At 73.0% G+C, this 24,999-nt stretch carries 22 protein-coding genes; 10 read left to right on the top strand and 12 right to left on the bottom strand.

The window, feature by feature from the left end:
* Nucleotides 1-323: 323 nt before the first annotated feature.
* Nucleotides 324-2,402 carry a DUF1996 domain-containing protein gene (locus ACZ7P3_RS15215; protein WP_472081975.1) on the top strand — a complete coding sequence of 693 codons (2,079 nt, stop codon included), beginning with the start codon at nt 324-326 and terminating at the stop codon, nt 2,400-2,402.
* A 306-nt stretch (nt 2,403-2,708) separates the two neighbouring features.
* Here ACZ7P3_RS15215 and ACZ7P3_RS15210 read toward each other — a convergent pair whose 3' ends face one another.
* Nucleotides 2,709-3,431, bottom strand: coding sequence for a lipoprotein (locus ACZ7P3_RS15210; RefSeq protein WP_472081625.1), 723 nt, complete (start codon nt 3,429-3,431; stop codon nt 2,709-2,711).
* Between the two features lie 180 nt (nt 3,432-3,611).
* Here ACZ7P3_RS15210 and ACZ7P3_RS15205 point away from each other — a divergent pair, with 180 nt between their 5' ends.
* The 6 genes from ACZ7P3_RS15205 (at nt 3,612) to ACZ7P3_RS15180 (ending at nt 10,260) form a co-directional block, all read left to right on the top strand.
* On the top strand, nt 3,612-4,070 hold the full coding sequence (locus ACZ7P3_RS15205; protein WP_472081623.1) for a flavodoxin family protein: 459 nt from the start codon (nt 3,612-3,614) through the stop codon (nt 4,068-4,070).
* Between the two features lie 238 nt (nt 4,071-4,308).
* Nucleotides 4,309-6,519 carry a hypothetical protein gene (locus ACZ7P3_RS15200; protein WP_472081621.1) on the top strand — a complete coding sequence of 737 codons (2,211 nt, stop codon included), beginning with the start codon at nt 4,309-4,311 and terminating at the stop codon, nt 6,517-6,519.
* Nucleotides 6,520-6,551: 32 nt separating this feature from the next.
* Nucleotides 6,552-6,806, top strand: coding sequence for a hypothetical protein (locus ACZ7P3_RS15195; RefSeq protein WP_472081619.1), 255 nt, complete (start codon nt 6,552-6,554; stop codon nt 6,804-6,806).
* Between the two features lie 656 nt (nt 6,807-7,462).
* Nucleotides 7,463-8,716: a beta-ketoacyl-[acyl-carrier-protein] synthase family protein gene (locus tag ACZ7P3_RS15190; RefSeq protein ID WP_472081617.1), complete on the top strand. Its 1,254-nt coding sequence runs from the start codon at nt 7,463-7,465 to the stop codon at nt 8,714-8,716.
* Between the two features lie 273 nt (nt 8,717-8,989).
* The gene (locus tag ACZ7P3_RS15185) at nt 8,990-9,958 is read left to right on the top strand and encodes an acyl-CoA desaturase (protein WP_472081615.1); all 969 of its coding nucleotides are present in this window, start codon (nt 8,990-8,992) and stop codon (nt 9,956-9,958) included.
* A complete protein-coding gene (locus ACZ7P3_RS15180) occupies nt 9,955-10,260 on the top strand; it encodes an acylphosphatase (protein WP_472081613.1) in 306 nt (101 codons plus the stop codon). The genes ACZ7P3_RS15185 and ACZ7P3_RS15180 overlap by 4 nt, the downstream gene beginning before the upstream one ends.
* A gap of 18 nt (nt 10,261-10,278) precedes the next feature.
* Here ACZ7P3_RS15180 and ACZ7P3_RS15175 read toward each other — a convergent pair whose 3' ends face one another.
* The 4 genes from ACZ7P3_RS15175 to ACZ7P3_RS15160 form a co-directional block, all read right to left on the bottom strand.
* Nucleotides 10,279-10,809, bottom strand: a complete 531-nt coding sequence (locus ACZ7P3_RS15175) for a GNAT family N-acetyltransferase (protein ID WP_472081612.1) — start codon at nt 10,807-10,809, stop codon at nt 10,279-10,281.
* An 82-nt stretch (nt 10,810-10,891) separates the two neighbouring features.
* Entirely contained in the window at nt 10,892-11,689 is a 798-nt protein-coding gene (locus tag ACZ7P3_RS15170; protein WP_472081611.1) for an SAM-dependent methyltransferase, read from the bottom strand.
* Between the two features lies 1 nt (nt 11,690).
* Nucleotides 11,691-11,885 (bottom strand): hypothetical protein, encoded by a 195-nt coding sequence (locus tag ACZ7P3_RS15165; protein WP_472081610.1) that lies wholly within the window; start codon nt 11,883-11,885, stop codon nt 11,691-11,693.
* A gap of 490 nt (nt 11,886-12,375) precedes the next feature.
* Nucleotides 12,376-13,290, bottom strand: a complete 915-nt coding sequence (locus ACZ7P3_RS15160; protein WP_472081609.1) for an ATP-binding protein — start codon at nt 13,288-13,290, stop codon at nt 12,376-12,378.
* 321 nt (nt 13,291-13,611) lie between these two features.
* Between ACZ7P3_RS15160 and ACZ7P3_RS15155 the strand changes: the two genes are divergently transcribed.
* From ACZ7P3_RS15155 to ACZ7P3_RS15145, 3 genes are all read left to right on the top strand, one after another.
* Nucleotides 13,612-14,487, top strand: a complete 876-nt coding sequence (locus ACZ7P3_RS15155) for a helix-turn-helix domain-containing protein (RefSeq protein ID WP_472081607.1) — start codon at nt 13,612-13,614, stop codon at nt 14,485-14,487.
* A 63-nt stretch (nt 14,488-14,550) separates the two neighbouring features.
* Nucleotides 14,551-15,366, top strand: a complete 816-nt coding sequence (locus tag ACZ7P3_RS15150; protein WP_472081606.1) for an SAM-dependent methyltransferase — start codon at nt 14,551-14,553, stop codon at nt 15,364-15,366.
* Between the two features lie 454 nt (nt 15,367-15,820).
* A complete protein-coding gene (locus ACZ7P3_RS15145) occupies nt 15,821-16,321 on the top strand; it encodes a hypothetical protein (protein WP_472081604.1) in 501 nt (166 codons plus the stop codon).
* A gap of 67 nt (nt 16,322-16,388) precedes the next feature.
* Here the strand turns inward: ACZ7P3_RS15145 and ACZ7P3_RS15140 are convergent, their stop codons facing one another.
* From ACZ7P3_RS15140 to fae, 7 genes are all read right to left on the bottom strand, one after another.
* Complete coding sequence (locus tag ACZ7P3_RS15140; protein WP_472081602.1) at nt 16,389-17,450, bottom strand: glycerophosphodiester phosphodiesterase family protein; 1,062 nt, start codon at nt 17,448-17,450, stop codon at nt 16,389-16,391.
* 343 nt (nt 17,451-17,793) lie between these two features.
* Nucleotides 17,794-18,981: a PP2C family protein-serine/threonine phosphatase gene (locus ACZ7P3_RS15135; protein ID WP_472081600.1), complete on the bottom strand. Its 1,188-nt coding sequence runs from the start codon at nt 18,979-18,981 to the stop codon at nt 17,794-17,796.
* A gap of 212 nt (nt 18,982-19,193) precedes the next feature.
* Complete coding sequence (locus ACZ7P3_RS15130; RefSeq protein WP_472081598.1) at nt 19,194-20,360, bottom strand: iron-containing alcohol dehydrogenase; 1,167 nt, start codon at nt 20,358-20,360, stop codon at nt 19,194-19,196.
* A gap of 207 nt (nt 20,361-20,567) precedes the next feature.
* Nucleotides 20,568-21,503: an NAD(P)-dependent oxidoreductase gene (locus ACZ7P3_RS15125; protein WP_472081596.1), complete on the bottom strand. Its 936-nt coding sequence runs from the start codon at nt 21,501-21,503 to the stop codon at nt 20,568-20,570.
* Nucleotides 21,504-21,648: 145 nt separating this feature from the next.
* Nucleotides 21,649-23,172 (bottom strand): aldehyde dehydrogenase, encoded by a 1,524-nt coding sequence (locus ACZ7P3_RS15120; protein ID WP_472081594.1) that lies wholly within the window; start codon nt 23,170-23,172, stop codon nt 21,649-21,651.
* Complete coding sequence (locus ACZ7P3_RS15115) at nt 23,169-24,281, bottom strand: mandelate racemase/muconate lactonizing enzyme family protein (protein WP_472081592.1); 1,113 nt, start codon at nt 24,279-24,281, stop codon at nt 23,169-23,171. Before ACZ7P3_RS15115 ends, ACZ7P3_RS15120 begins: the two co-directional genes overlap by 4 nt.
* The gene (fae, locus tag ACZ7P3_RS15110; protein WP_472081590.1) at nt 24,278-24,919 is read right to left on the bottom strand and encodes a formaldehyde-activating enzyme; all 642 of its coding nucleotides are present in this window, start codon (nt 24,917-24,919) and stop codon (nt 24,278-24,280) included. The genes ACZ7P3_RS15115 and fae overlap by 4 nt, the downstream gene beginning before the upstream one ends.
* Nucleotides 24,920-24,999 lie beyond the last annotated feature (80 nt).

Below are 24,999 nucleotides of genomic sequence, written 5' to 3'. Positions count from 1 at the left end.
GGGGCGGCCGGGCGGCCTGGCGGTCAACCTAGCCAACGTGTGTCCCTCGTGTGAAGGTTGAAGTGCGGAATGTCCGATACGTATTTGTGATGTTCGTCGTGGTGTTCGAGCGGGAAGGCTCGGCCCTTTCCGCTGTGACCGCGGATTTCTGTCGGATTCCTGAGAATCTTCGAACCGGTTGAACGCAAGCGCTCCGTGATGCGTATGGGGCGTGGGAACTCCATGCCCGCACGCCCGCTCCACCCAAGGGGACGACCTTGATACGCAACCGGCGCAGACGACCGACCGGCGCACGACGCGCGACCTATGCAGCGGTCGCCCTGATGCTGGGCGGCGGCGGGCTCATCGCGGTGAACGTCTACGCCTCGGCCAGCGAGGGCGGCTGGGGCGGGCAGCCCGGCCCGGAGGCGACCGGACACGTCACGTCCGCGGGTATGGCCACGATCGACTGCCCCGACGTCGGCAGCAGGCTCACGTCGGTGCCGGACGGGGCCCGTACGGAGGTCGACCGCGAACTCGCGCAGCTGGACCAGCAGACCGCCGGCGCCTACCAGCAGCTCCAGCAGTCGGCACAGGCCGTCCGGGCGGATCCCGGCGCCGCCGACGGCCCGATCATGAACCCGCTGAAGGAGCGGCGCGCGGCGACGATCGAGCGGATCGCGGTCGCCATCGACCGGGTGGGGGACCGGCCGGAAGGACTGGAGTCCCTCGCCGCCTGCACCCTGCGTCCCGCCCAGGAGGGCACCGGCGGCGATCAGGGCGACGGCGGGCAGGCCACCGCCTCTCCTGGCGACGGGGTCCAAGAGGGCGGCGGCCAGGGCCAGAACGGTGCCGGGCAGGCGGGCGCGGGCCAGGGCGGCAACGGACCCGTCGTCTCCGACTACGCGGACATCACCTCCGTACAGCCCAACGTGCCGAACCCGCCCCAGCAGTCCGACGCCTCGCGCGGCACCTTCAGCTCGGACTGCGGCGTCAACGCGGGCGGCCTGTTCAACTCCGACAACGTGATCGTCGCCCCCGGTGTCTCCAACGGCGCCCACCACTTCCACGACTACATCGGCAACCAGTCCAACAACGCCTTCGCCAGCGACGAGGACCTCGCCGGCGCCGACACCAGCTGTGTGGACCGGGGCGACAAGTCCACGTACTACTGGCCGGTGCTGCGGCTGCAGAACGGCAAGCAGGAGCGGGACGCCGGCGCTCCGGGCGGCGGCACGGAGGGCAACGCGGGCCAGATCGTCACGGCCAAGCAGGTGACGCTGACGTTCGTGGGCAATCCGCGCGGCAAGGTCACCGCGATGCCGCGGCTGCTGCGCATCATCACCGGCGACGCCAAGGCCTTCGTCAACGGCCCCGCCAACGCCAACGCCTCCTGGAGCTGCACCGGTTTCGAGAACCGGCAGCTGAAGGACAAGTATCCGCTGTGCCCGGCCGGCAGTGACGTGGTGCGCACCTTCCGCTTCCAGAGCTGCTGGGACGGCCGCAACATCGACAGCGCCAACCACCGCACCCACGTGGCCTTCGCCGCCCCCGACGGCTCCTGCCCCACGGGCTTCGTGGCGATTCCGCAGCTGGTGCAGCGCATCGTCTACGACGTCGCCGCGCCGAGCCTGAACGACGGCGGTCGGACGGTTCCGCTCTTCGCGGTGGACTCCTTCCCCGAGCAGCTGCACAAGCCGGTCACCGACCACGGCGACTTCATCAACGTCTTCGACGAGAGCCTGATGCGCGACATGGTCGACTGCATCAACTCCGGCCGCACCTGCGGCCCCCGCGGCGACGACGGCTCCGGTGCCACCGCGTCCCCGAACCCGGGCGGCGACACGGGAGCGACCGCCGGCCCGGGCGGCGACAGCGGTGGCACGGCCGAGCCGGGCGGCGGCAACGGCGGCAACGGCGGTACCGGTGCGACGGCCGACCCGGGCGGCGACGGCACGGCGGATCCCGGCGCGGGCGGCACGGCCGCTCCGGCGCCCTCCGTCTCCAACCCGGTGGAGCTGCCGAGGACCGACGCGACGACCTCGCCCGCGACCACCACCAAGCACGGCAAGCCTGCCCAGCACGGCAAGCCCGTCCAGCAGGGCAAGCCCGTCCAGCAGGGTGCGGCGAGCGAGCCCGCCGAGGCGGACAAGGCCACAACCGCGTCTTCCGCGGCCGGCTCCGGCGGCGACGAGGGCGGCCGGCCCACTCGGTCCACGCCTCCCACGACCGCCGCCTCCGGCGGTGGCCAGGCCCAGCCGCCCGCCGGACAGACGCAGGCGCCGGCCCCGCAGACCGAGCCCCAGGCGGCCCGGGGCGGACTCGCGGAGACCGGGGCCCACCTGTGGCCCGCGGCCATCGGCACTCTGCTCGCCCTGTCGGGTCTCGTCATGCTGCTGCGGGCCAAGCGCCTGCGCTACTGACCGGCTCCGCATGACTGGAGGACGGCGGTCCACTCCGCGGGGGTGGTCCGCCGTCCGCCTCCGCGCGGTCCGAAGACCGTATCGAGGGGTGGACCGACCTGCTGTCGCCCCGGCGGCGGCGCGGACACGGCCGCCGGGTGACGGCCGTCCTGCTGAACGCCCCGCACCGGCAGGGCGTTCCGGCCGTCCGCCCGGGCGTTCCACGACCGGCTCGGCTTCCACGAGATCCCGGTGGCGGACCGCGGCCCCCTCACTCATCTGGGCCGGTCCACGGCTCCGGACCGAGCACGCGCCGGACCATGTCCGTCAGAGGATCCGCAAGGTCTGCTTGGCGAGTTCGTAGGCGGGGAGCATCCCGTTGTGCTCCTCGGTGTCCATCCCGCCCAGGTGCAGCACGACCGGACCGTCAGGGGTGGAGACCGCCAGTGCGCTCTCCTTCTTGGTCTCCTCCAGAAGCTTGCTCGTGCAGAGGTACTCCACCTCCACGCCGGAGACGCCGGTGGCCGTCTTGAACGAGCGGTACGTCGCGTGGCCGGTGTTGTCCTCGGCGGCGACGAACTGCCGCAGGACCGTGCGCAGGTCGGCGTCGCCCGGCTTTCCGGTCCACACCCGCAGGAAGCCGATCTTCCCGGCGGGCTTGGCGTCGATCTCACAGGCGGTGGTGACCGGCCCCTGGCGCAGGAAGGCGTCGGCGAGGGCACCCGAGAGGTCGCCGTCCGATCCCTTCGACGCCTTCGACAGCTCCTTCTCGGCGTCGATCCCCTTGGCCTTCCAGCGCTGGGCGATGTCGAAGCTCACCGGCAGCTCGCAGGCGGATCCGGAAGCGCCGATGGTGCCCCCGCTCGCCGCGGCCGAACTCTTCTCCCCCGAACTCCTGGCCCCCGAACTCTTCGCCCCCGCGCTCTCGGCCGACGGGCTCCCCGACGCCGTGGACCCGCCGTCCGTCGACGGGGCACACCCTGCCAGCACGGCTGCGAGCATCACCGCCCGGATCACTCGCCCTCGCACGGCCCCCACCCTGACCTGCACCGTCGTCTCTCCTTCTGTTCAGGGCGGCCACTGTAACCGAGGGCACCGACAGCGCCGTACGCGATATACGCAACAGAAGCTCACCGCGCACCGCGTGCCGCTCACCGGACGTGGGACGTCTGGCGTCGGATGCCGGGCGTCGTTTGCGGGCGGCGGCAGCGACACGGCAGGGTTCGGGCCGTGCCTACCTTGCTGATCGTCCATCACACCCCCTCGCCCCACTGCCAGACGCTGTTCGAGGCCGTCGTCTCCGGAGCGACCACACCGGAGATCGAGGGCGTCCGCGTGGTACGCAGGGCGGCCCTGTCCGCCACGGCCGCCGACGTCCTCGAAGCCGACGGCTATCTCCTCGGCACCCCGGCGAACCTCGGCTACATGTCCGGTGCCCTCAAGCACTTCTTCGACCAGATCTACTACCCCTGCCTGGACGAGACCCGGGGCCGGCCCTTCAGCTACTACGTCCACGGCGGCAACGACGTCACGGGCGCCGTCCGCGCCGTCGAGGCCGTCACCACCGGCCTCGGCTGGCGGCGTACGGCCGATGCGGTGACCGTCACCGGCGAGCCCGCCAAGACCGATGTGCAGGCCTGCTGGGAGCTGGGCGCGACGGTGGCGGCCGGGCTCATGACCGACGGGTGAGGAACGTGCAGGCAGCGGGGCCGATGGGCCGTTCGGGTGGCGGGCCGGGTGCGGCGACCGCGCGGGAGGTTCGTGCGCTGTCGGCCCGGCCGGGCACGGGAACGGCCGGGCAGGCGCCCTTCCTGCACCTGGATGGATGAAGGTGCGGGCGTGCCGTCCCTGGCCGACGATTGGAGCGAGACCGCGCCCCGGGCGCGGTCGCAGACCGTCGGACGTCGTCGAATCGAGGGAGCGTCGGATGCGAGCGGACGGCCACGCACCCGCACGGCGCGCAGAGGACGAGCTGGACGCCGAGGAACTGCTGCGCCGGTGTGCCACGGACGTGGCGGAGGTGGCCGAGGGAATCCGTGAGGTGTCCGCACGGACCAGTGCCGCGCTGTTCGCGCCGTCCCTGACCGACTCCGCGCGCCGCCGTCCCCGTACCGGTCTCGCCGCGCAGTGGACACTGCTGCGGGCCCTGACGAACAAGCGGGGCCTCGGCGGCTCGGCGATCACGGCATCGAAGGGCATGGGGCAGGTGCTCGGCGCGGCCGGGGAGGCACTGGGCCGGGAGAGTCTGGCGGCGCTGGTGGCCGTCACTTCGCTGCGCCTGCGGATCGCCGCCGTGCTCCTCGGCCACCCCGAGTTCGCCCGCGATCCGGGCATGCGCCGGCTGACGGAGGCCGTCACCGCGGATCGCGACATGGCGGCCGTACGGGCCCTGCGCAGCCTCTTCCGGGACCCGGGCGCCCAGCGCGCGCTGGGCGGGATCGCGCCCCTGATGGCCGACCTCCTCGCCGTCCGCGCCCTGCTGGGCGAGGACCCGGTGAACGCGGAGACCGGCCCCGCGCCGGCCGCCGGTCCGGCGCAGGGCGTCAGCGGCACCAGCGGTATCGGCTGCACCAGCGGTATCGGCAGTATCGGCGGCATTGGCACCGCCCGCGCCGGGGGCTCGCACCGGAGCGAGGGTGTCGCCGAGGCCGTCGACCTCACCGAGCAGGAGAGGCAGACCATCGCCACCGAAGGCTCCTTCCTCGGCTTTCTGCGCAACATGGAGACGCTGTCCACCGACGGGCGGATCCTCGTACAGAACGTGCGCGGTCCCGACGGTGTCGTCCGGTACGTCGTCCAGGCTCCCGGCACGGCACCGGGCCGGCCCCGCAACGACTCCCCGCAGGACTTCGTCGGCGCCTGGCGCGACCTCTTCACGGCCGACTCCTCCTGCACCCGCTCCGTCCGTCTCGCCCTCGCGGACTACGGCATCCCGCGCGGCGCCGAGCTCGCCCTGATCGGGCACGGCGAGGGCGGGATCGCGCTGATGAACCTCGCACAGGACGAGGAGTTCTGCCGCGCCCACCGGATCACGCACGTGATCGCGGTGGGCTCCCCGGTCGACCACGAGAAGCCCGCCGACCCGCGCACCTGGGTCGCCGGCATCACCAACCAGCACGACATCGTGCCCGTCCCCGACGGCCGGGGCGCGGACTGTGCCTTCGACCCGCACCCCCACCCCCACCGGTACGCGGCCGACTACACCGGGCCCACCCGCGAGTTCCCGCAGTGCCACAGGCTCCGCGCGTACATCGAACACCTGCGGACCGTCATACCCGAGGTCCGCAAGGACATCGACGAGGCCCTCACCCTCTACCGCGGACCGGTCGTGCGTACGCAGGCCTACCGGCTCAAGGACAGCGCCCACCCGCCCGAGGGCCACCCCTTCCTCACCGTGCCCACCTCCTCCGTGCCGACCACGGCCGGCCCGGTCGCCGTCCCGGTGCGCTACTACGACTCCTCGGCCTTGCACCTGTGCTTCCCCGTCGACGCCGCGACGGCGCGCGGCCTGCTGCCCGGCGCCGCCTGGATGGCGCCGAGCCGGCTGGGCCGGCGGGCGCTGGCGGTGCTCTCGCTGTACGAACACCGCTGCTCCACCATCGGCCCCTACACCGAGATCGCCCTGTCGGTACAGGTGGACGACCTGTGGCGGCCCCGCCCGTACGACATGGCCGCCGATCTGCTGCGCCGCGTCGACCTGCGCCGCACCGGCCGGTACGTCCTCTCCCTCGCGGTGAGCAGCGAGGAGGCCCGCGTGGTCGCCGAACAGATCTGGGGCCAGCGGGCGCTGCGCACCTCGGCCGACACCGACCTGATGCATCGTCATATCGGTCTCGCCGCACCGGAACTGGGCCTTGCCGTCGAAGGCCGCCTCGGGCCGGGCGTCCGCTGCCCCGAGGGTGACTGGATCCTGTACGGGCGGCGCGGCGAGCGCACTGTACGCACCCTGGTCCGGGCCCACGGCAGAGTGCGGCTGCACACCGGAGCCGGGGTACGGCTGCGGCTGGACACCGCTGCCGCCGAACCCATGGCGGGGCAGCTGCGCCGGCTCCGCATCGACGTGTCCCGGCCGCTCTTCGTGCTGTCCTGCCCGCAGTTCATGCTCCACCGCAGCGCCGGCGCCACGCTGCCGCGCTGAAGCCCGCACGCACCCGGCCACTGGGAGCAGCCATGGTGATCGAGTCCCCCCGAACGATGCCGAAGCTCGACGGACTTCTCGACGAGGCGGCCAGGCTGCGTGCCGACGCCCGCCTGATGGACGGCTACGCCCGCCGGCTGCTCGCCACCGCGGCGGCGTTGACCGGGTGCGCGGCGGCACCGGAAGGGAGCCCGCCCGCACTGGCGCGACAGGCGGCCGCGTGCCGCACGGCGGCGCGGCAACTGCGCGCCGCAGCCGAGGCGTTGCTCGTGCACGAACGCGCCTGAGACGCCGGATCCCGATCCGGCCGGCGCAGCACCGGCCGTCCGCAGCTCGTCGCGCCCCGCACATCGGGACCTGACCGGCAGAGTGCACCACACCCCTGCGCACGGGCACCTCGACCCCGCCCCGCCGCTGGTCGATGCGGCCTGCGTGCTCGATGTCCTCGGCGTGGTCCGGCCCTGCCGCTGGTCGATGCGGCCTGCGTGCTCGATGTCCTCGGCGTGGTCCGGCCCTGCCACTGGCCGACGCGGCTCGCCTGCTCGACGGCCTCGGCGTGGCCTGGTCCTGCCGCTGGTCGATGCGGCCTGCGTGCTCGATGTCCTCGGTGTCGCCCCGCCCGTCACCGGCCGCCACCCCGTCCACTCGACGGCCAAGGCACCGCACCGCACCGCCCCGTCACCGGTCGGCGCGGCCCGTCCGTCCGACGGCCTCGGTGTCGTCCCGGCCGAGGCCCGGTCGTGCTCCGTGCGGGGTGTTCGGACCTGTCCGTGTCCGCCGGCACGCCGCCAGGCCGGCAGGGCGACGACGGCTCGTACCCATCCCCGGCGGCTGACGGTTTGTCAGCGGCGTTCGCACATCCGGGTGGTAGAGGCCGCCGTCCTGGGCCGAACGAGTTGTCGTGGCCGGGAACCACTGGACCGGACGCGGATAATCACCGCTCATGCAGCTCGTGAAAGCGCGCGGCCAGGCGCGGCGCGCCCCGGTGGCCGTCACCGGACTGGGTCTGGTCACACCCGCCGGCATCGGCCGGGACGCGGCGTGGGCGGGCCTGTGCGCCGGGCAGTCCACCGCGACCGCCGATCCGGGGCTCGACGGACTGCCCGTGGCCTTCTCCTGCCGGGTGCCCGACCTCGACACGGCCGGCCTGCTCGGGCACCGGCTCAGCCGTCGCCTCGACCGTTTCACCACCTTCGCGCTGCTCGCCGCGCGCGAGGCCGTGGCCGAAGCCCGGCTCACGCCCGACGGCTGGGACGGGGCCCGCGTCGGCGTCGTGATGGGGGTCGGCACCGGATCCATGCAGGGCTGGCAGGCCGAGTTCGACCGGCTCGCCGACCACAGCCCGGAACGCGTCTCCCCGCTCGCGCTGCCCCGCAGCGTGCCCAACATGGCCGCCGCCGAGATCGCCCTCGACCTCGGCGCGCGGGGCCCCAACATGGTCGTCAGCACCGCCTGCGCCTCCGGCACCAGCGCGCTCGGCCTCGCCCGGGACTGGCTGCTGTCCGGCGCCTGCGACCTCGTCCTCGCCGGGGGCAGCGAGTCGGCCCGGCTGCGGATGACCGCCGCCTGCTTCGCCCAGATGCGCGCCCTGTCCCGCCGCGCCGACAGTCCCGAGGCGGCCTCCCGGCCCTTCGACCGTGACCGGGACGGCTTCGTGCTCGGCGAGGGCGCCGCCGTCCTCGTCCTGGAACGGACCGAGGACGCCCGGGCCCGGGCCGTCCGGCCCGCGGCCCTGCTCTCCGGCTTCGGCGCCTCCTGCGACGCCCATCACTTCACCGCTCCGCACCCCGGCGGCGACGGCGCCGCCCGCGCCATCCGGGGCGCCCTCGCGGACGCCGGCCTGGCCCCCGAGGACATCGACCACGTCAACGCGCACGGCACCGCCACCCCGCAGGGCGACGCGGCCGAGCACAACGCCCTCCACCAGGTCTTCCGGCGCCCGCCGCCGGTCACCGCCGTCAAGAGCACCATCGGGCACGCCATCGGCGGCGCCGGCGCCATCGAGGCCGCCTGCACCGTGCTCACCCTCGGCCACCAGCTGATCCCGCCGACCGCCAACCTCGACACCCTGGATCCGTCGATGGACCTGGACGTCGTCACCAAGACACCCCGCCCGCAGCGGATACGGGCCGCCCTCAGCAATTCGTTCGGCTTCGGAGGCCAGAACGCGGTACTGGCCTTCACCACCGTCGACTAGGGCTGTCCGGCGGACCATGCCGACGTCGCGGAGCCCGGTACCCCCGGCCTCCGGCCGCAAGGGTGTCGGGGGCACCACGGCGGCGCTGCCGATTCCCCGCGCCCGGCTGCGCCCGCGGCGGGTCCCGCACTCGCATCGACGCCCTCGTCCGCCTCGCAGCCGAACGCGCCCGGCACCGCTCGCCTGCACCAAGGCGCCGTCGCCTGCAGTCGGCCTGATCCGCCGGACAAGCCCTGGCACCCGCCCCGGAAGCCCCAGCCGAAAGGTCCCCTCTTGTCGGAGTTCCCGCAATCCACCCCTCTGGCAGGCAGGGCACGGTCCTGGCCCGACGGCGAGCAGCTCATGATCGGCGTGTTCGTCGGCGTACCCTTCCTGGCGCTCCTCGCCGCCGTGCCCCTGGCCTGGCGGCACGGTCTGAGCCCCACGGACCTCGTGCTCGCCGCCGTCCTCTACCTGGTCAGCGGACTCGGCATCACCGTCGGCTTCCACCGGCACTTCACCCACGGCTCCTTCAAGGCCCGACGGCCCCTCAGGATCGCCCTCGCCCTGGCCGGCAGTCTCGCCGTGCAGGGGCCGCTGGTCACCTGGGTGGCCGACCACCGCAAGCACCACCGCTTCTCGGACCGCGACGGGGACCCGCACTCGCCCTGGCGGTACGGCCGTTCACCCCGCGCCCTGGCCAAGGGCATGGTCCACGCCCACCTCGGCTGGCTCTTCGAGACCGAGCACGCCTCGGCCCTCCGGTACGCACCCGACCTCGTCCGCGACCGCACCCTGATGCTGATCTCCAAGCGCTTCGGACTCCTGGTCCTCGCCTCCTTCGTCCTGCCGGCGCTGCTCGGCGGGGCGCTGACCCGCTCCTGGCAGGGCGCGCTCACCGCGTTCTTCTGGGCGGGGCTGGTGCGGGTCAGCCTCGTCCACCATGTGACCTGGTCCATCAACTCGATCTGCCACGCGACCGGTTCCCGGCCCTTCCGCAGCCGGGACCGCTCGGGCAACGTGTGGTGGCTGGCGCCGCTGTCCCTCGGCGAGTCCTGGCACAACCTCCACCACGCCGACCCGACCAGCGCCCGGCACGGCGTGCTGACAGGTCAGCTCGACGCCAGCGCCCGACTGATCCGCTGGCTCGAACGCCTCGGCTGGGCCTACGACGTACGCTGGCCGGACCGGCAGCGGATCACCGCACGCCGGGGGGAAGCGCCCGAGGACGAGCGGTGCGGGGACGGGGGGCCACAGGAATGAGCGTCCGCCAGCACGTGCACGTCAGCGGCCGGGTCCAGGGCGTTTTCTACCGGGACACCTGCCGTCGGCTCGCCGAGGAACGCGGAGTGGCGGGGTGGGTGCGCAATCTGCTCAACGGAGATGTGGAAGCCGTCTTCGAAGGGCATCCGGACGACGTCGCCGCCATGGCGCGCTGGGCGGCCGAGGGTCCGCCGACGGCGCAGGTGACCCACTGCACGGGCGTCGCCGAGGAACCCGAGGGCCTCTCCGGCTTCCGTGTCCTGCCCGACGCCGTGCCCGGGGGCGATCCCGGCTTCGGGTAGCCCGAGGGGCCCCCGGCCTCAGCGCACCCGCTCGGCCGCGGCCCGGGTCAGGTGACGCCGGGCCGCGGCCGTGTCGGCCGGCGAGGAGTCGGCGAGGGGCCGTACGAACAGGCTGACCGTGGCCTGTTCCGTGAAGCCGCTGCGGCGCATCAGTTCGGCGGAGGCGGTGTTGCGCCGCTCCACGTCCGTGACCACGCACACCGCCCCGGCCGCCGCGAGCCGGGCACAGCACTCCTTCACCAGCCGCGAGGCCACCCCGCGGCCCTGATGGGCGGGGTCGACCGCGATCCACTCCAGATAGCCCCAGTCGGCACGCTGCTCGAACGACAACGACCCGAGGACGAAACCGGCTACCCGCGCGCCGTCCAGCGCCACCAGGCACGCGGAGTCCGGAGCGTCCAGGTGCCCGGCGACGGCCGACAGCGACCAGCCCGTGTAGGGCATGGCCTCGGTGTCGTAGACCCGGTGACCGAGGTCGAGGACGGCGGCGACGTGCTCGAAGCCGAGCTGTCGCAGGGGCAGGGCGGGGGTCGGCGGGGCGTCGGCCATGGACACTTCCCTTCGATGCGGCATTTCGCAGCACATGTCCGACCGAAGGGCCCGGCGCGCCCGGTGCGGGACGCGCCGGCGCTCAGGGCTTGCGGGCCACGCCCCCGTACACCGGCTGCACCTCGTGGACCCGCATCCCCGCGTCGGGGCGCCAGCGGGTGGCCGGCACGACTCCCGGCTCGCAGAGTTCGAGGCCCGCGAAGAACCGTGACACCTCGGCGTGCGAACGCGCCCGCACCTCAGCGCCCCCGGACCGGTACACGGCCTCGATCCGCGCCCACACCTCGGGGTCGAACTCCGCGCTGACATGGGAGAGCAGCAGATGACTGCCGGACGGCAAGGGGTCCAGCAGGGTGCGGACGACACCGTACGGATCCTGGTCGTCGGTGAGGAACGGCAGCACCGCGATCAGCGACAGACCGACGGGCCGGGTGAGGTCCAGGTGCTCCCGGGCGTACTCCACGATCGTCCCCGGTTCCCGGATGTCGGCGTGCAGATAGGCGGTACGGCCCTCGGACGTGCCCTGGAGCAGGGCTTCGGCGTGCCTGAGGACGATCGGATCGTTGTCCGCGTACACGATGCGGGCGCTCGGGACGACGTCCTGCACGATCTGGTGCAGATTGGGTTCGGTGGGGATCCCGGTGCCCACGTCCAGGAACTGGCTCACGCCCCGGCCGGCGACGAAGCGGGCGGCCCGGTGCATGAACTCCCGGTTGGCCCAGGCGGTGTCCTTGACGCCGGGGAAGAGGTCCAGCACCGTGCGCGCGGCTGTCGCGTCGACGGGGTAGTGGTCCTTGCCGTCCAGGAACCAGTCGTACATGCGGGCGGAGTGCGGCTTGCCGGTGTCGATCCGGTCCGGGCTGAATCCGGTGTCTGTCACGTCACCTCTCCGGGGGGTGGATGTCTGCGGTGGTCAGGTGCAGTGGACGGCCGCCGTGGCGTCGTGCCGGAGCCGACCACGCGCCCGTCGGCAGGGTGTGCTCGGACGGTCCCTCGTCCGGGACGAACCGCGCCCGGGCCAGGGCCCGTCGGCCCACGGTGTTTCCGGTCTCCGCGCCGGTCCGCACGGTGCTCATCCCGGCGTGGGCAGGCGCGAACACGGCCCCGGCACCGAACGGCTCGGTCCCCAGGCCCTGCCCGCGGCAGCGCGGCGCCGGCCGCCCATCTCGCCCGCACGGTACTCCAGTTGCGGGCCTGCGGCATAGCCGAGGCCGGCCCTGCGCACACGGAACGGGAAGAGCGGGGCGTCGGGGCCGGGCGCGAACGGCCCGTGCCGCCGCCCGGTGTCACGCTGCGCAGCGGACGCCGAGCCCGTGTCGGGGACACCGGACCGCCGGCGGACGCGAACGGCTCGCATCGGAGGTGAATCCACCGGGGGTGCGGGCGGGGCGGAGGTCTGCGTGCACGCAGCGTGTGAGTGCCGGTCGCGCGGCCGGGCTCCTCGCCACGGCGCCGGGTCCCGGCCCGGCCCGGCCGTCCGCAGCCATCCGCCGGTGCGGCCCCGCCGGGACCCTCCGGCGGCCGGCATCTCTTCAGAAGGCTCGTACCCGCCGAGCGGTGGCCGGGTCATCCGGTCCCGGTTTCGGGCGGGTCCGGGTCCAGGACGGGTCGGCGGCCAGGTCGGGGCTGGGCGTGGCCAGGGACATGGGCTGGGGCTCCTTCGGACGAGTGGGGTGCGGTCCGTGGGAGGGGGGTGGCCGGTGCCGGTGCCGGTGCCGGTGCCGGTGCCGGTGCGGGTGCGGGTGCGGGTCCGGGTGCGGCCGGCAGGGGAGCTGTTGGCAGAGGAGCAGCCGGTGGGGGAGCAGCCGGTGAGGGAGCGGACGGGTCCGGGGCGTCGGGTTGTGTCGTCAGTTCCGCCCAGACGACACGCGCCGGCCGTCCGGCCGCGACCGACACGCCCCAGTCGGCGCTCAACGCGTCGACGAGGAAGAGGCCGCGCCCGTTCTGGTCGTCGGGCCCGGCGCACCGGGGGACCGGACGGGCGGGCCCCTGGTTCTGGTCCTCGACCTCGATGCGCACCCGGTGCGCGGCCCGGTGCACCCGGCACACGATCCGTTCGCCGGCCGCGTGCACCAGCGCGTTCGTGACCAGTTCCGAGGTCATGAGGACCGCGTCGTCCCGGGCGCTCTCGCCGACGCCCCAGGCGGCCAGCAGGTCGTGCACCACGCGGCGGGCCGTGCCGACCACGGCCGGCAGCGGCGGCAGTTCGAAGGCGGCGGAGAGGCCGGGAAGGGCGGCCCCGGAGGCGAGCGGATCGGGGCCGTCGGGCCCAGGGAGTCGACCCAGGTGCTCGCCTCCGGGTGGTCTCGGGGCGCCGGCGGCCTCCGCCGGCCGGTGCGCGGGCTCCGGGACGTCCGGCAGGCGGGCCGGAAGCCCGACGGGAGGCAGCCGCAGCGGGGACGGACCGGGGGCCGGCCGGCCGGGAGTCCGGTCCTCGGGCAGCCGGTGGAGCGGTCGGGGGAGAGAGGAGGGCGGTGCCATCGCCGTACGCCTTTCGTGCGGCCTCGCGTCACAGGGGTGCCCGTGTCGGACGAGCCGGCCGCTTCGGAGAGCAGACGACACACCGCCTCCCGCGAGGCCGTGGTGCAGCCCGGTCTCCCCCGACTGGACGGCGCCGCCTGCTCCTTCGGTCAGTCGGAGCAGTGAGTCCACTGTGGCACCCGCCAACAACCGCCCGCAACCGGCAAGTTGAAAATTGCAAGTGGCCATGTGCAGGCTGCTTGCGTCAAGAAGTGATCGAACGGGTCCGAGTGGGCGATCGCGTGAGACCGTGACCCTGAAGCCCGGGCGAGGGGGTGGGGCGTGACCACGGAGACCGACTGGGGCGGTGCCCCTTCCGTGCTGCGCATGATCCTCGGCAGACAGCTGGAGGAGGCGCGGACCCGGGCCGGCCTGACCTTCGAGCAGGCGGGCGCGGCCATCGGCGTCAGCCACTCCACGATCCGCCGCATGGAGGCCGCCAAGGTCGCCCGGCTGCGCCTTGCGGACGCCGAGAAACTCCTCCAGGTCTACGGCGTGAGCGACCGGCAGGAGATCGACACCTTCCTGCAGTCGGTGCGCGAGGCCAACAAGCGCGGCTGGTGGCACACCTACCGCGACGTGATGCCCGACTGGTTCGCCGCCTACCTCAGCCTGGAGCAGGCGGCCCTGCAGATCAGGGCGTACGAGAACCAGTTCGTGCACGGTCTGCTGCAGACCGAGGACTACGCGCGTGCCCTGCTGGGCGCGGGCAATCCGCACGCCTCGGCCGGGGCGACCGAACGGCGCGTCGCGCTGCGCATGCGCCGCCAGGAACTGCTGGCCCGCAACGGGCCGCCGCGGCTGTGGGTCGTCATGGACGAGACCGTGCTGCGCTGGCCGGTCGGCGGCCCCGGGGTGATGCGCGCGCAGATCGGCCACCTCATCGAGCTGAACCGGCTGCCCCAGGTGACCGTGCAGCTCATGCCGTTCGCCAACGGCCCGCACCCGGCGATGCGGGCGGGCGCGTACCACCTCTTCCGCTTCCGGGCCCGCGAACTGCCCGACATCGTCTACCTCAACGGTCTGGTCGGCGCCGTCTACCTCGACAAGGGCGACGACGTCGTGGTGTACCGAGAGGCGCTGGACCGGCTCGGCGCGCAGGCGGCCCCCGCCAGGAAGACCGAGTCCCTGCTCGGCGCGATCCGCAAGGAGCTGTGACCGTGCCCGTGCCCGTTTCCTGACGCAAGTCCACACCCCCCGACCCGCAAGGGAGACACGGCGTTGCCCGACAACGGATGGCCGGCCGACCGCATCGACACCGAGAACGCCCACTCCGCCCGCATCTACGACTACATCCTCGGCGGGAAGGACTACTACCCCGCCGACCGGGAGGCGGGCGACGCCATGTCCCGGGAGTGGCCCGCCCTCCCGGTCCACATGCGCGCCAACCGCGACTTCATGAACCGCGCCGTGCGCTGGCTCGCCGAGGAGGCGGGCATGCGCCAGTTCCTGGACATCGGCACCGGAATCCCGACCTCGCCCAACCTGCACGAGATCGCCCAGGCGGTGGCCCCGGAGTCCCGGGTCGTGTACGTCGACAACGACCCCATCGTCCTCACCCTCTCCCAGGGCCTGCTCGCCAGCGCGCCCGAGGGCCGGACCTCGTACATCGAGGCCGACTTCCGTGACCCGGCGGCCATCCTCCAGGCCCCGGAACTGCGCGGGACCCTCGACCTGAGCAGGCCCGTCGCCCTCACCGTCATCGCGATCGTCCACTTCATGCTCGACGCGGACGACGCGGTCGGTGTCGTGCGCCGGCTGCTGGAGCCGCTCCCCTCGGGGAGCTGCCTGGCGATGTCCATCGGCACCGCGGAATTCGCTCCCGAGGAGGTGGGCCGGGTCGCCCGCGAGTACGCGGCCCGCAACATGCCGATGCGGCTGCGCACCATCGACGAGGCCCACGAGTTCTTCGCGGGCCTGGACCTGGTCGAACCGGGCATCGTCCAGGTGCACAAGTGGCACCCCGACGGCACCGGTGACAAGGACGTCCGCGACGAGGACATCGCGATGTACGGCGCGGTGGCCCGCATGCCGTGACCGGCCCGGGGCCGGGGTCCGTCCACCACCTCCCGGACCCCGGCCCCGTTCGTGCCGTACGACGGGCCGGGCCCCCTTTCTGATCTCCCTCACCCGCGACGGCCCGGGCGGCGCCGGCAGGTTGACGCACGACGGTGCCACCGACGTCGAGATCCTGCACGAGGGCATCCCCGACGACATCCGCCGGCGGACAACGAACGGGCACCCGCATGGCCCTGGACCGTCTGGCCCGGCTGGTCGAAGCCCGGAATCCGCCGGCAGCCTGAACGGATCTGGCCGAAAAGACAGGGAATCGGTCCGGAATTCGGCACAACCTTTGCGGTGGTGCCAGGTGCCCGGAATTGGCGAAAAAGAAAGCGGTAAGCAGCGGAACCGGGCGGAGAGAAAGCCGGTCTTAAGGTCCGTAGAAGGCCGGGATCAACCCGGTCGCGAAGAAACCGGGGGAATGAGCCATATGTCCGTCCGTCATCGCAAGACCCTGGTGACCGCCGTCGCCCTCACCGCCGGCCTCACCCTCGCCGCCGTCACGCCCGCCCTCGCCGGCACCGGCACGAGCCACACCACCCGTGCCGCCGCCGTGTCCTCCGCTCAGGGCGACCCGCGCAACGCCACCCAGCACGTGGCCGATTTCTACGGCGCCTACATCGACGCCGTCTGGGCCACCGACGACCCGTCGGCCTCGGGCGCCGCCAAGGCGCTGCGCGGCTTCTACCTGACCGCCGCGGCCCAGAAGAAGGTCGCCGCGTTCGAGGCGAAGAACCACGCCGACGGCATTCTGTTCGCGCAGAACGTGCCGGTGAAGTGGAAGGTCGACCACACCGGCTCCGGCGCGGGTCACGCCACCAGCAGGGTCACGCTCACCTGGGGCGACGGCCCCAGTGCCGAGGTCAGCAGGATCGACGTCCAGTCCGACCTGAAGACCCTGAAGATCACAGACCTCAAGCCGGCCGTCTGACCGGCTGACGGGCGCGCAGTCCCGCCCCGCCCCCACTCGGGGCGGGGCTCGCGGCTGTCCGGGGCCGTCACGTCCGGCCGTGCGGGTGGTACGCCCGGGGCAGTGGCATGCCCCGGCCGGCCATGATCTGCCGTACGTGGTCCGGGTAGTCGGTGATGACGCCGTCGACGCCGAAGTCCATCAGCGCCTCCACCGTCGCCGGGTCGTCGCAGGTCCAGGGGACCACCTTGAGGCCGCGGGCGTGTGCCTCGGCGACCATCGCCGCGTCCGAGTAGAAGCGGAAGCCCGGGTCGCCGACCTTGCCGGTCTGCGGGAAGCCGTAGTTGGGGGAGAGGGTCGTGACCCCGGGGAGGGTGGCGGCCGCCCGGACGAAGTCGCCGCCGTAGTCGTCGGCGTCGATCCCGCCGAGCCACGGGGACGCCCCGGGCCGGCCGACCTCGAGGAAGTCGTAGTTCGTCAGGGCCACCAGCGGCCACCGGGGGGCCAGCCGGTGCATCACCTTCAGCGCCCCCCAGTCGAAGGACTCGATGGTCACCTGCCGCTCGATGCCCGAGCGGTGGATCTCCTCGTACACGCGGCGCACGAACACCTCGCGCGGCGCGGTCTGTTCGGGCGAGCCCGCCTCGACCTTGGTCTCGATGTTCAGCCTGACCCGGTGGGCGTGGTAGCTCTTGACCAGGTTCAGGACGTCCTTCAGCTCCGCCATGCGGAAGCCCTTGACGACCTCCTGGTCCGGGAAGCCCGGCAGTTGCTGGTATCCGCAGTCCAGGGTCTTGATCTGGGCGAGCGTCAGGTCCTTGATGTATTTGCCGGCATACGGGTACTGAGGATCGCCGGGCGTGAGCGGCCCGGTGTCGCGGCACTTGACGCCGCTGATCTGCCGGTCGTGGTTGACGACCACCTTCAGGTCCTTGGTGATCTGGGTGTCCAGCTCCAGCGTGGACACCCCCAGCCGCATCGCCTTGCCGAACCCCTCCAGCGACTCCTCGGTCGTCATGCCGATGCCGCCGCGGTGGGCCTGCAGATCGAAACGGGCGCGGGGCGGGCCGCCCTGGGCCGCCTGCGCGGTGGCGGGTAACACGAGCGCCGGCACCAGGGCCAGACCGGCGAGCAGGTGTCGTACGGACATCGCACCTCCCTGTTCTCGGGGCGCCCGAGATTCTCGCAACGACCGGCCGGGGCGGACCACCGCCACGACAAAACATTGGGCCAAAGACCGTTGAACGTGCGGGGCACGGACACTCCCGTCCGGGGCCCGTGGCCAACCCGTGCGCCGCCGGCCATGCGTCCGAACGCATCCGAGCGCGTACGGCGTACGCCGTGCGGGACCTCCCCGGCTACCCCGAGCGGGACCTCTCCTGCGCGTGCCCTCGCCTTGCGCGTGCCCGCGCCCCTGCCCGGAATCTCATCCTCCCCGGGCCTTCTCCGCCGTCGGCCTTCTCCCGCCCCGGGTGCTCACCCTCTCCAGGCCCTCACCCCGTGTGCGACCGGGCCCCGGAGTCCTGCCGGAGGCCCTCTGTACCGGCTCCCCGGCCATGGTGGTGGTGATGGCGACGGTGGTCGACGGCGGTGCGGTGCACCGCGATGAGCGCCGCGTCGTCGTTCAGCCGGCCGCCCACGTGGGCGAGCAGGTCGCGCCGCACATGGTGCATCAGCGCCTCCGGACTGTCGTCCGTCCAGCGCGTGACCCGCTCGGACAGCGGATAGAACCGGCGGTGCGCGTCCCGGGCCTCGATGACACCGTCGGTGTACAGCAGCAGGGTGTCACCGGGCTCGAAGGAGAACACGTCCATCGTGTGCTCGGACCCCCCTTGCACCCCGAGCGGCGGCGAGGGGTGCAGGCTCGGCACCGAGACCGCGTGCCCCGGGCTCAGCAGCAGCGGCGGGGGATGGCCGCAGCTGGTCATCCGGGTGACCGGATCCTGGTCGGGGATCTCCACCAGCAGGGCGGTGGCGAAGCGCTCGCCCGCCTCCTCCGGCGTCTCCAGCTCGGTCGCGTAGCGGCTGATGCTCTGGTCCAGCGACGTGGCCAGGCCGTCCAGCGGGATGTGCCGGTGGGCGCTCTCCCGGAACGCACCGAGCAGCAGTGCCGCCTCCCCGATGGCCGGCAGGCCCTTGCCGCGCACGTCTCCGATCAGCACGCGCACCCCGCCGTCGTACTGGGTCACCGCGTACAGGTCACCGCCGATCTGCGCCTCGTCCTCGGCGGCCAGATAGAGCGAGGCGATCCACAGCGGGCCGATCTGCTCGGGCAGCGGCCACATCAGCACGTGCTGTGCGGCCTCGGCGACCGTGCGCACCTGCGCCAGCTGGGCCTGGCGCCGCTCCCGCACCGCGCTGTAGACCACGACCATCACCGAGAGCACGGTGAGGGTGATGAGCTGGACGATGTGGTTCGAGGTGCCGATCCCGCCGTGAGTGAAGGCGATCAGTGTCTGGGCGGCGATCGCGAGCGCCCCGACGAACGCCGTGGTCCGCGGCCCGGCGAACGACGGAGTGAGCGCGGGGGCGATGACCAGGGCCGGGCCCAGATGGATGCTCTCGGGGGAGCGGATGTCCACCACGGTGATCACCACGATGAGCAGGATCGGGAGCAGCAGCAGTGCATGCGTCGACTGCCCCGGTTGCTGCACGCCCGCGACCCTCTGCCGCAGTCTCATGCCTACCAGCGTGCTCCCGGACGGGGCATACGGCATACGGAAGAGCGGGAACGGCGACCAACGGCCCCGCCCGACCAACGGCCCGCCCGACCAACGGCCCCGCCCGGGCGGCGACCCCGCCCTGCGGCGACCCCGCCCTGCAGGGGATGCCCGGGGCCGGGCACCCTCGGTCTCGGGACCGCTCGTGTCTCAGGACGCTTCGTACTCGTGTCTCAGGACGCTTCATAGGTGCGCGTCAGGATGTCCAGTACGTCGCCCTCGCGCGGCAGGCGTGGCGCGTTCTTCGTCACCGCGTCCGCGACCGCGCCGGCGGCGATCGCCGGGAGCAGGGCACGGTCGGCGCCCAGGGCACGCAACGGACGCTTGATGTCCAGCGCACCGGACAGCTCCCGTACCGCCGTCACGGCCGCACGCGCCCAGTCGCCGTCCGCGGGCGGGGCCACGCGCATCGCCCGGGCCACCCGCTCGTACGCCTCCTGCGCCGCGGGGGCCGTGAACTCCATGACCTCCTCGAGCACGGCGGCCAGGGCGACACCGTGCGGGGTGCCCGTGTGGGCCGTGATCGCATGCCCGATGCCGTGGACGAGGCCCAGGCCGGACAGGGTCAGGGCCTGGCCGGCGAGATGCGCGCCCATCATCAGTTCGGCCCGCGCGCCGAGGTCCGTCCCGTCCCGGTGGGCGAGCGGCAGGGCGTGGGAGACCATGCCGACGGCCTGGACGGCACAGGCCACGGAGAACGGGTTCGCGCCGCGCGAGGCGAGCGACTCGATGCCGTGGACGAGCGCGTCGATGCCGGTCGCCGCGGTCGCCGCCGGCGGCAGGCCGAGCGTCAGCTCCGGGTCGAGCAGGGCGACGCGGGGCTTGACCGACGGATGGCCGATGTACACCTTCCGGCAGGCCGCCGCGTCCTCGATGACACCAAAACCGTTGGCCTCGGCGCCGGTGCCCGAGGTGGTGGGGACCGCGATGAGCGGCAGGCCGTCGGCGGCCTCCCAGAGCCGGTCCGCGTCGGCGGCCGCCGCGTCAGGATTGCCCACCAGCAGGGAGATGCCCTTCGCGGCGTCCAGCACCGAGCCGCCGCCGAGCGCGACGACGACGGCCGGGCCGAAGGCACGGGCCCGGGCGGCGCCCGCGTCGACGTTCCCGGTGGACGGGTTGGGCGCCACCTCGTCGTACACGGTGTGCTCCACGCCCGCCGCGTCGAAGATCTTCAGCACGCGCTCTGCGACACCGGCGGCCCGCAGACCCCGGTCGGTGACGAGGAAGGCGCGCCGGTGGCCGGTGGCCGCGATCAGCTCGGGAAGCAGGTCGATGCGGCCGGGGCCGAACTCGACGCGGCAGACGGTGTCGATGCTCACGGGTGCGAGGCTGTCGGTCATGGGTGTGCGGCTCCTGGAAGTGTCGTGTGGGCTTGAGACCGTTGTCAGGCCATGCTGCAGACCGTGCGCCTCGGGCCGTGCTGCGGGCCGAGCTTCAGGCTGCGTGCCTCGGGCCGTGCTGCGGGCCATGTTTTCGGCCGTGTGCCTCGGGCCGTGCCGCAGACCCGTGTTTCAGGCCGTGCCGTGGGCCGTGACGCAGGCGGGGCTTCAGGCCGTGAGGGCCGCATCGGCCGGCGCGGCCGCCGGATCCGGCAGCCTGAACTCCCGCCCCGCGAGCGCCTCGTAGAGGCGGACCGGGCTCATCTCGCCCGCGAGGTCGCCGTGCTGCGCCTTGGAGCGGCGGTAGATCTGCTCGACCAGCGCCGACAGCTCCGTGGCGACACCGAGGTCGCGGCCCAGGTCGACGGCGAGCCCGAGGTCCTTGCAGGCCAGGGTCATGGCGAAGGAGTCGTCGTAGTCGCCGTCGGCGAGCACGCACATGATGTCGTTCGCCAGGAAGTTCGACGCCGCCGGTGACGCCAGCAGGGAGGCGCGCAGCACACCCAGGTCGACGCCCGCCTTGACCCCCATCGCGAGCACCTCGCTGGTGGCGACGAGATGGCTGAACCACAACAGGTTGATCATCAGCTTCACGGTGTAGCCGGCGCCGAGCGGACCGACGTGCAGGACGCGGTCCGGATCGCCCATGGCCTCCAGCGCGGGCAACGCGATCCGGAAGTCGTCCTCCGGGCCGCCGACGAAGATCTGCAGCGTCCCGGCCTCGGCACCGCGGGCCATACCGCTGACCGGAGCGTCGAGCCGGCGCACTCCGCGCCCGTCCAGCACCTCGGCCGCCACCCGTGCGGCGGCCGCGGGCGTCGACGTGGACATGTCGATCCACAGTGCGCCCTCGGGCAGGGCGGCCGCCGCCCCGCCGCGCAGCAGCACGTCCTCCACGATGCGCGGGTTGGGCAGCATGGTGATCAGGAACTCGGCGTCCCGGGCGCAGTCGGCGGGCGAGTCGGCCCGGCGGGCGCCCAGTGCGAGATGCTCGGCCGCGGCCTCGGGCCGGGTGTCGTGCACGGTGACCAGGTGTCCTGCGTGGATCAGGTGGCGGGCCATGTGGCGTCCCATGTTGCCCAGGCCGATGAAGCCGATCCTCATCGTTGTCCTCGCTGCGAGTCGAAGGGAAGAAGGAAGCCGGAAGCAGGAAGCAGGAAGCAGGAAGAAGAAGAGAAGAAAGGAAGAAGGAGGTAGGAGGCAGGGGAAAGGGAAGGGGAGTGAGGGCGGGTGCCGAAGCGGGCGTGGTTCAGGCGAGGCTGATCCACGTGGTCTTCAGCGCGGTGTAGGCGTCCAGCGCGTGCAGCGACTTGTCGCGGCCCGCACCGGTGGCCTTGAAGCCGCCGAAGGGTGTGATGACGTCGCTGGCGTCGAAGGTGTTGATCCAGACCGTGCCGGCCCGCAGCCGCTTCGCCGTGCGATGGGCCACGGTCACGTCCCGTGTCCAGACGGAGGCGACGAGCCCGAAGTCGCTCTCGTTCGCGAGCCGCACGCCCTCGCCGGGGTCGTCGCCGTCGTACGACACCACCGCGAGCACCGGACCGAAGATCTCCTCCTGCCCGACCACGGAGGAGTTCTCCACCCCGTCGAGCACGGTGGGCTCCAGATAGCTGCCCCCGGTCCCGGTCAGCACGCGGTCGCCGCCGAGCAGCACGGTGGCGCCGTCCCGGACGCCGCGCTCGATGTAGCCGAGGACCCGGGCGAGCTGGGTCTCGTCGACGATCGGGCCCATCACCGTGGCCGGATCGAGCGGATCGCCGATGCGGAAGGTCTCGGTGGTGATCCGGCGTACGGCGGCCAGGAGTTCGTCCTTGACCGAGGTGTGCACGACGACGCGCGAGCCCGCGTTGCACGTCTGTCCGGCGTTGTAGAAGATGCCCCAGGCCACGGCGGAGGCCGCCGCCTCGATGTCCGCGTCGGGCAGCACGAGCTGGGGCGACTTGCCGCCCGCCTCGACGGCGACCTGCTTGCCGTTGGACTCGCCCGCATACACCTGGAAGAGCCGGGCGACCTCGGCCGAGCCGGTGAAGGCGATCTTGTCGACGTCCCGGTGCCGGCCCAGGGCCTGACCGGCGACCTCGCCCCGTCCGGGCACCACGTTCAGCACCCCGGCCGGGAGCCCCGCCTCGGTGGCGAGCGCGGCCAGCCGCAGCGTGGCGAGGGAGGTCTGCTCGGCCGGCTTCACCACCACGCTGTTGCCGGTGGCGAGCGCGGGGCCCAGCTTCCAGGAGGCGATCAGCAGCGCGTAGTTCCACGGCACGACCACACCGATGACGCCCAGCGGCTCCCGGGTGATCAGCGCGAGGGCGTCGCCCGGGGTGGGCGCCACCTCGTCGTAGGTCTTGTCGAGCGTCTCCGCGTACCAGGCGATGGTCTCGGCGGCCTTGGCGACGTCCACGCGCAGCGACTCGGTGATGGGCTTGCCCATCTCCAGCGTGTCGAGCAGGGCCAGTTCCCCGGCGTTCGCCCGGATCAGCTCCGCCCAGCGCAGCAGGATCCGCTTGCGCTCCTTCGGTGCGAGATCCCGCCAGCGGCCGTCCTCGAAGGCGGCGCGCGCGGACCGTACGGCCCGGTCGACGTCCTCGGCGGAGGCCGCCTGCACCTCGGTCAGCACCTGGCCGTCCCGCGGCGAGACGCTCGCGAAGACCTCACCGGAGGCGGCGTCCGTGAAGGCGCCGTCGATGTACGGCCGGGCGTCGAGGACGAGCTTGTCGGCGGCGGCCCGCCACTCGCCGTACGTCCGGGCCCAGAACTCCTCGGTGGTGTCGCTCACTTCACCCTCCAGCGGTCTATCGCGTCCTCGTCGAGCTGCACGCCGAGCCCCGGCCGGTCCGGCACCTCCAGGCACCCGTCGGCGTCGACCCGCAGCGGTTCGGCCAGCATGAAGTCACGGCGCTCGGGGGTCCAGCCGGGCGGGTCGTAGGGGAACTCGAAGTACGGGCCGCCGCCGACGCCCGCCGCGACGTGCAGATTGGCGAGCACCCCGATGCCGTTCGTCCAGCTGTGCGGGGTGAACTGGCGGTGCTTGAGCTGGGCCAGTTCGGCCAGGGTGCGGGCGCGGTGCATGCCGATCGCGAGCACCACGTCCATCTGGTAGATGTCGAGCGCGTCCTGTTCGAGGTAGCGCAGCAGCTCGGTGGGGGAGTGGTGCATCTCGCCGGCGGCGATGCGCAGGCCCGGGTTCTCGGCGCGCAGCCGTTTGAAGCCGTCCAGGTCGGCGTAGGGCAGTGGCTCCTCGACCCAGAAGACGTCCAGTTCGGCGAGCCTCGCGACGATCCTGCGGGTTCTGGCGAGGTCGGAGGCGGGCGCGGTGTCGCCCGCCATCCGCCAGGACTGGTTGAGGTCGACCATGATCTCGAAGTCGTCGCCGAGTTCCTCGCGTACGGCCCGGACGGCCGCGATCCCGTCCTCGACGCGGTTGCGGTCGATCCGGATCTTCAGGGCGCGGAAGCCGGCCTCGCGCACCTTCAGCGCGGTCTCGACCCGCTCGGCGGGGGACTTCAGCTCCCCGGAGGAGGCGTAGGCGGGCAGCTTCTTGGCCGCGTTGCCGAAGAGTTCGGCCACGGGACGGCCGTGCACCTGGCCGATGACGTCCCACAGGGCCGCCTCCAGCGGCCAGTAGTACGCGCCGTGGAAGTTCGCCGTCTCGATGGCCTTCACATGCCGGGTGATGTCGAGCGGGTCCTCGCCGACGAAGAGGTGCTTGTAGGTGTCGAAGCCGTCCATGAGGTCGCCGGAGCCGATGCCGGTGATGCCCTCGTCGGTGTGCACGCGCACGATCGTGGCGTCGAAGCGGCGGCGCGGCTCGGGATCCCAGGCCGCACGGAACGGCGGGTCAAGCTCCAGGCGCAGCCGGTCCAGCGTGATGTCGGTGATCTTCAACGCGCCACCGTCCCGGGCGCGGAGGCGGCGAGCACCTGGGGGTCCGGCGTGTAGAACGGGTTGGCCGGCCCCTGCGCTGCCGCGGCCAGGGCGTCGGACACCGACGGTGTACCGGTCACGGCGGCGCGGAGCGCGCCGTACGCGGCGGCCCGCTGGTTGGTGAAGCAGGCGTCGAGGTCGTGCACCGCGGGGTTGACCCACACCGCGGCGATGATCAGCACGTCGTCGGCCTCCTCGGCCGGGACGAGGCCCTCCGTGACGGCGTCCAGGACGCCCTGTGCCAGGCCGGCCTGCGCGCTGCCCCAGGTGGCACGCTCGTGCAGGTCGCTCCCGGCGGGGGCCTTGGTGACGAACAGGGTCAGCGGCTTCACGGGCACGGACGGCCGTACGACCGTCATGAACGGCACGTGTCCGGCGCTGGGCGTGGCCAGCGCGGTCGCCCAGGCCGTCTCGACCGGGCCGCCCTTGCGGCCGATCACGATGTTCGTGTGCGCGGCGTTCGGGCCCTCGCCGACGAAGGACTCGCCGATCAGTGCGGTGGCGGCGAAGCCGGGGGGGTGAGTGGGGGAATCCGCGGCACGGTGGGTGGGGGGATCCTCGCCAGGGTGGGTGGGGGAGGCCGGGGCCGGGGAGGGCATGGGATCTCCTGGACCTAGGGGAGACGGGGTGCGAAGGGAGAGCGGGACGAACCTCGCATTCCGCGCAGTTCGTCCGGCCC

It is taken from the genome of Streptomyces sp. NPDC107581, from assembly GCF_055657175.1.
Note: the sequence above shows the minus strand (reverse complement) of the source record. Positions and strands in the feature narration are given on the sequence as shown.

Coding starts and splice junctions, on each gene's coding strand:
- ACZ7P3_RS15165 (WP_472081610.1), bottom strand. CDS start 11,885: ATGAGCACCGTGCGGACCGGCGCGGAGACCGGAAACACCGTGGGCCGA.
- ACZ7P3_RS15145 (WP_472081604.1), top strand. CDS start 15,821: ATGTCCGTCCGTCATCGCAAGACCCTGGTGACCGCCGTCGCCCTCACC.
- ACZ7P3_RS15175 (WP_472081612.1), bottom strand. CDS start 10,809: ATGGCCGACGCCCCGCCGACCCCCGCCCTGCCCCTGCGACAGCTCGGC.
- ACZ7P3_RS15135 (WP_472081600.1), bottom strand. CDS start 18,981: ATGAGACTGCGGCAGAGGGTCGCGGGCGTGCAGCAACCGGGGCAGTCG.
- ACZ7P3_RS15160 (WP_472081609.1), bottom strand. CDS start 13,290: ATGGCACCGCCCTCCTCTCTCCCCCGACCGCTCCACCGGCTGCCCGAG.
- fae (WP_472081590.1), bottom strand. CDS start 24,919: ATGCCCTCCCCGGCCCCGGCCTCCCCCACCCACCCTGGCGAGGATCCC.
- ACZ7P3_RS15130 (WP_472081598.1), bottom strand. CDS start 20,360: ATGACCGACAGCCTCGCACCCGTGAGCATCGACACCGTCTGCCGCGTC.
- ACZ7P3_RS15200 (WP_472081621.1), top strand. CDS start 4,309: ATGCGAGCGGACGGCCACGCACCCGCACGGCGCGCAGAGGACGAGCTG.
- ACZ7P3_RS15190 (WP_472081617.1), top strand. CDS start 7,463: ATGCAGCTCGTGAAAGCGCGCGGCCAGGCGCGGCGCGCCCCGGTGGCC.
- ACZ7P3_RS15140 (WP_472081602.1), bottom strand. CDS start 17,450: ATGTCCGTACGACACCTGCTCGCCGGTCTGGCCCTGGTGCCGGCGCTC.
- ACZ7P3_RS15215 (WP_472081975.1), top strand. CDS start 324: ATGCTGGGCGGCGGCGGGCTCATCGCGGTGAACGTCTACGCCTCGGCC.
- ACZ7P3_RS15195 (WP_472081619.1), top strand. CDS start 6,552: ATGGTGATCGAGTCCCCCCGAACGATGCCGAAGCTCGACGGACTTCTC.
- ACZ7P3_RS15125 (WP_472081596.1), bottom strand. CDS start 21,503: ATGAGGATCGGCTTCATCGGCCTGGGCAACATGGGACGCCACATGGCC.
- ACZ7P3_RS15180 (WP_472081613.1), top strand. CDS start 9,955: ATGAGCGTCCGCCAGCACGTGCACGTCAGCGGCCGGGTCCAGGGCGTT.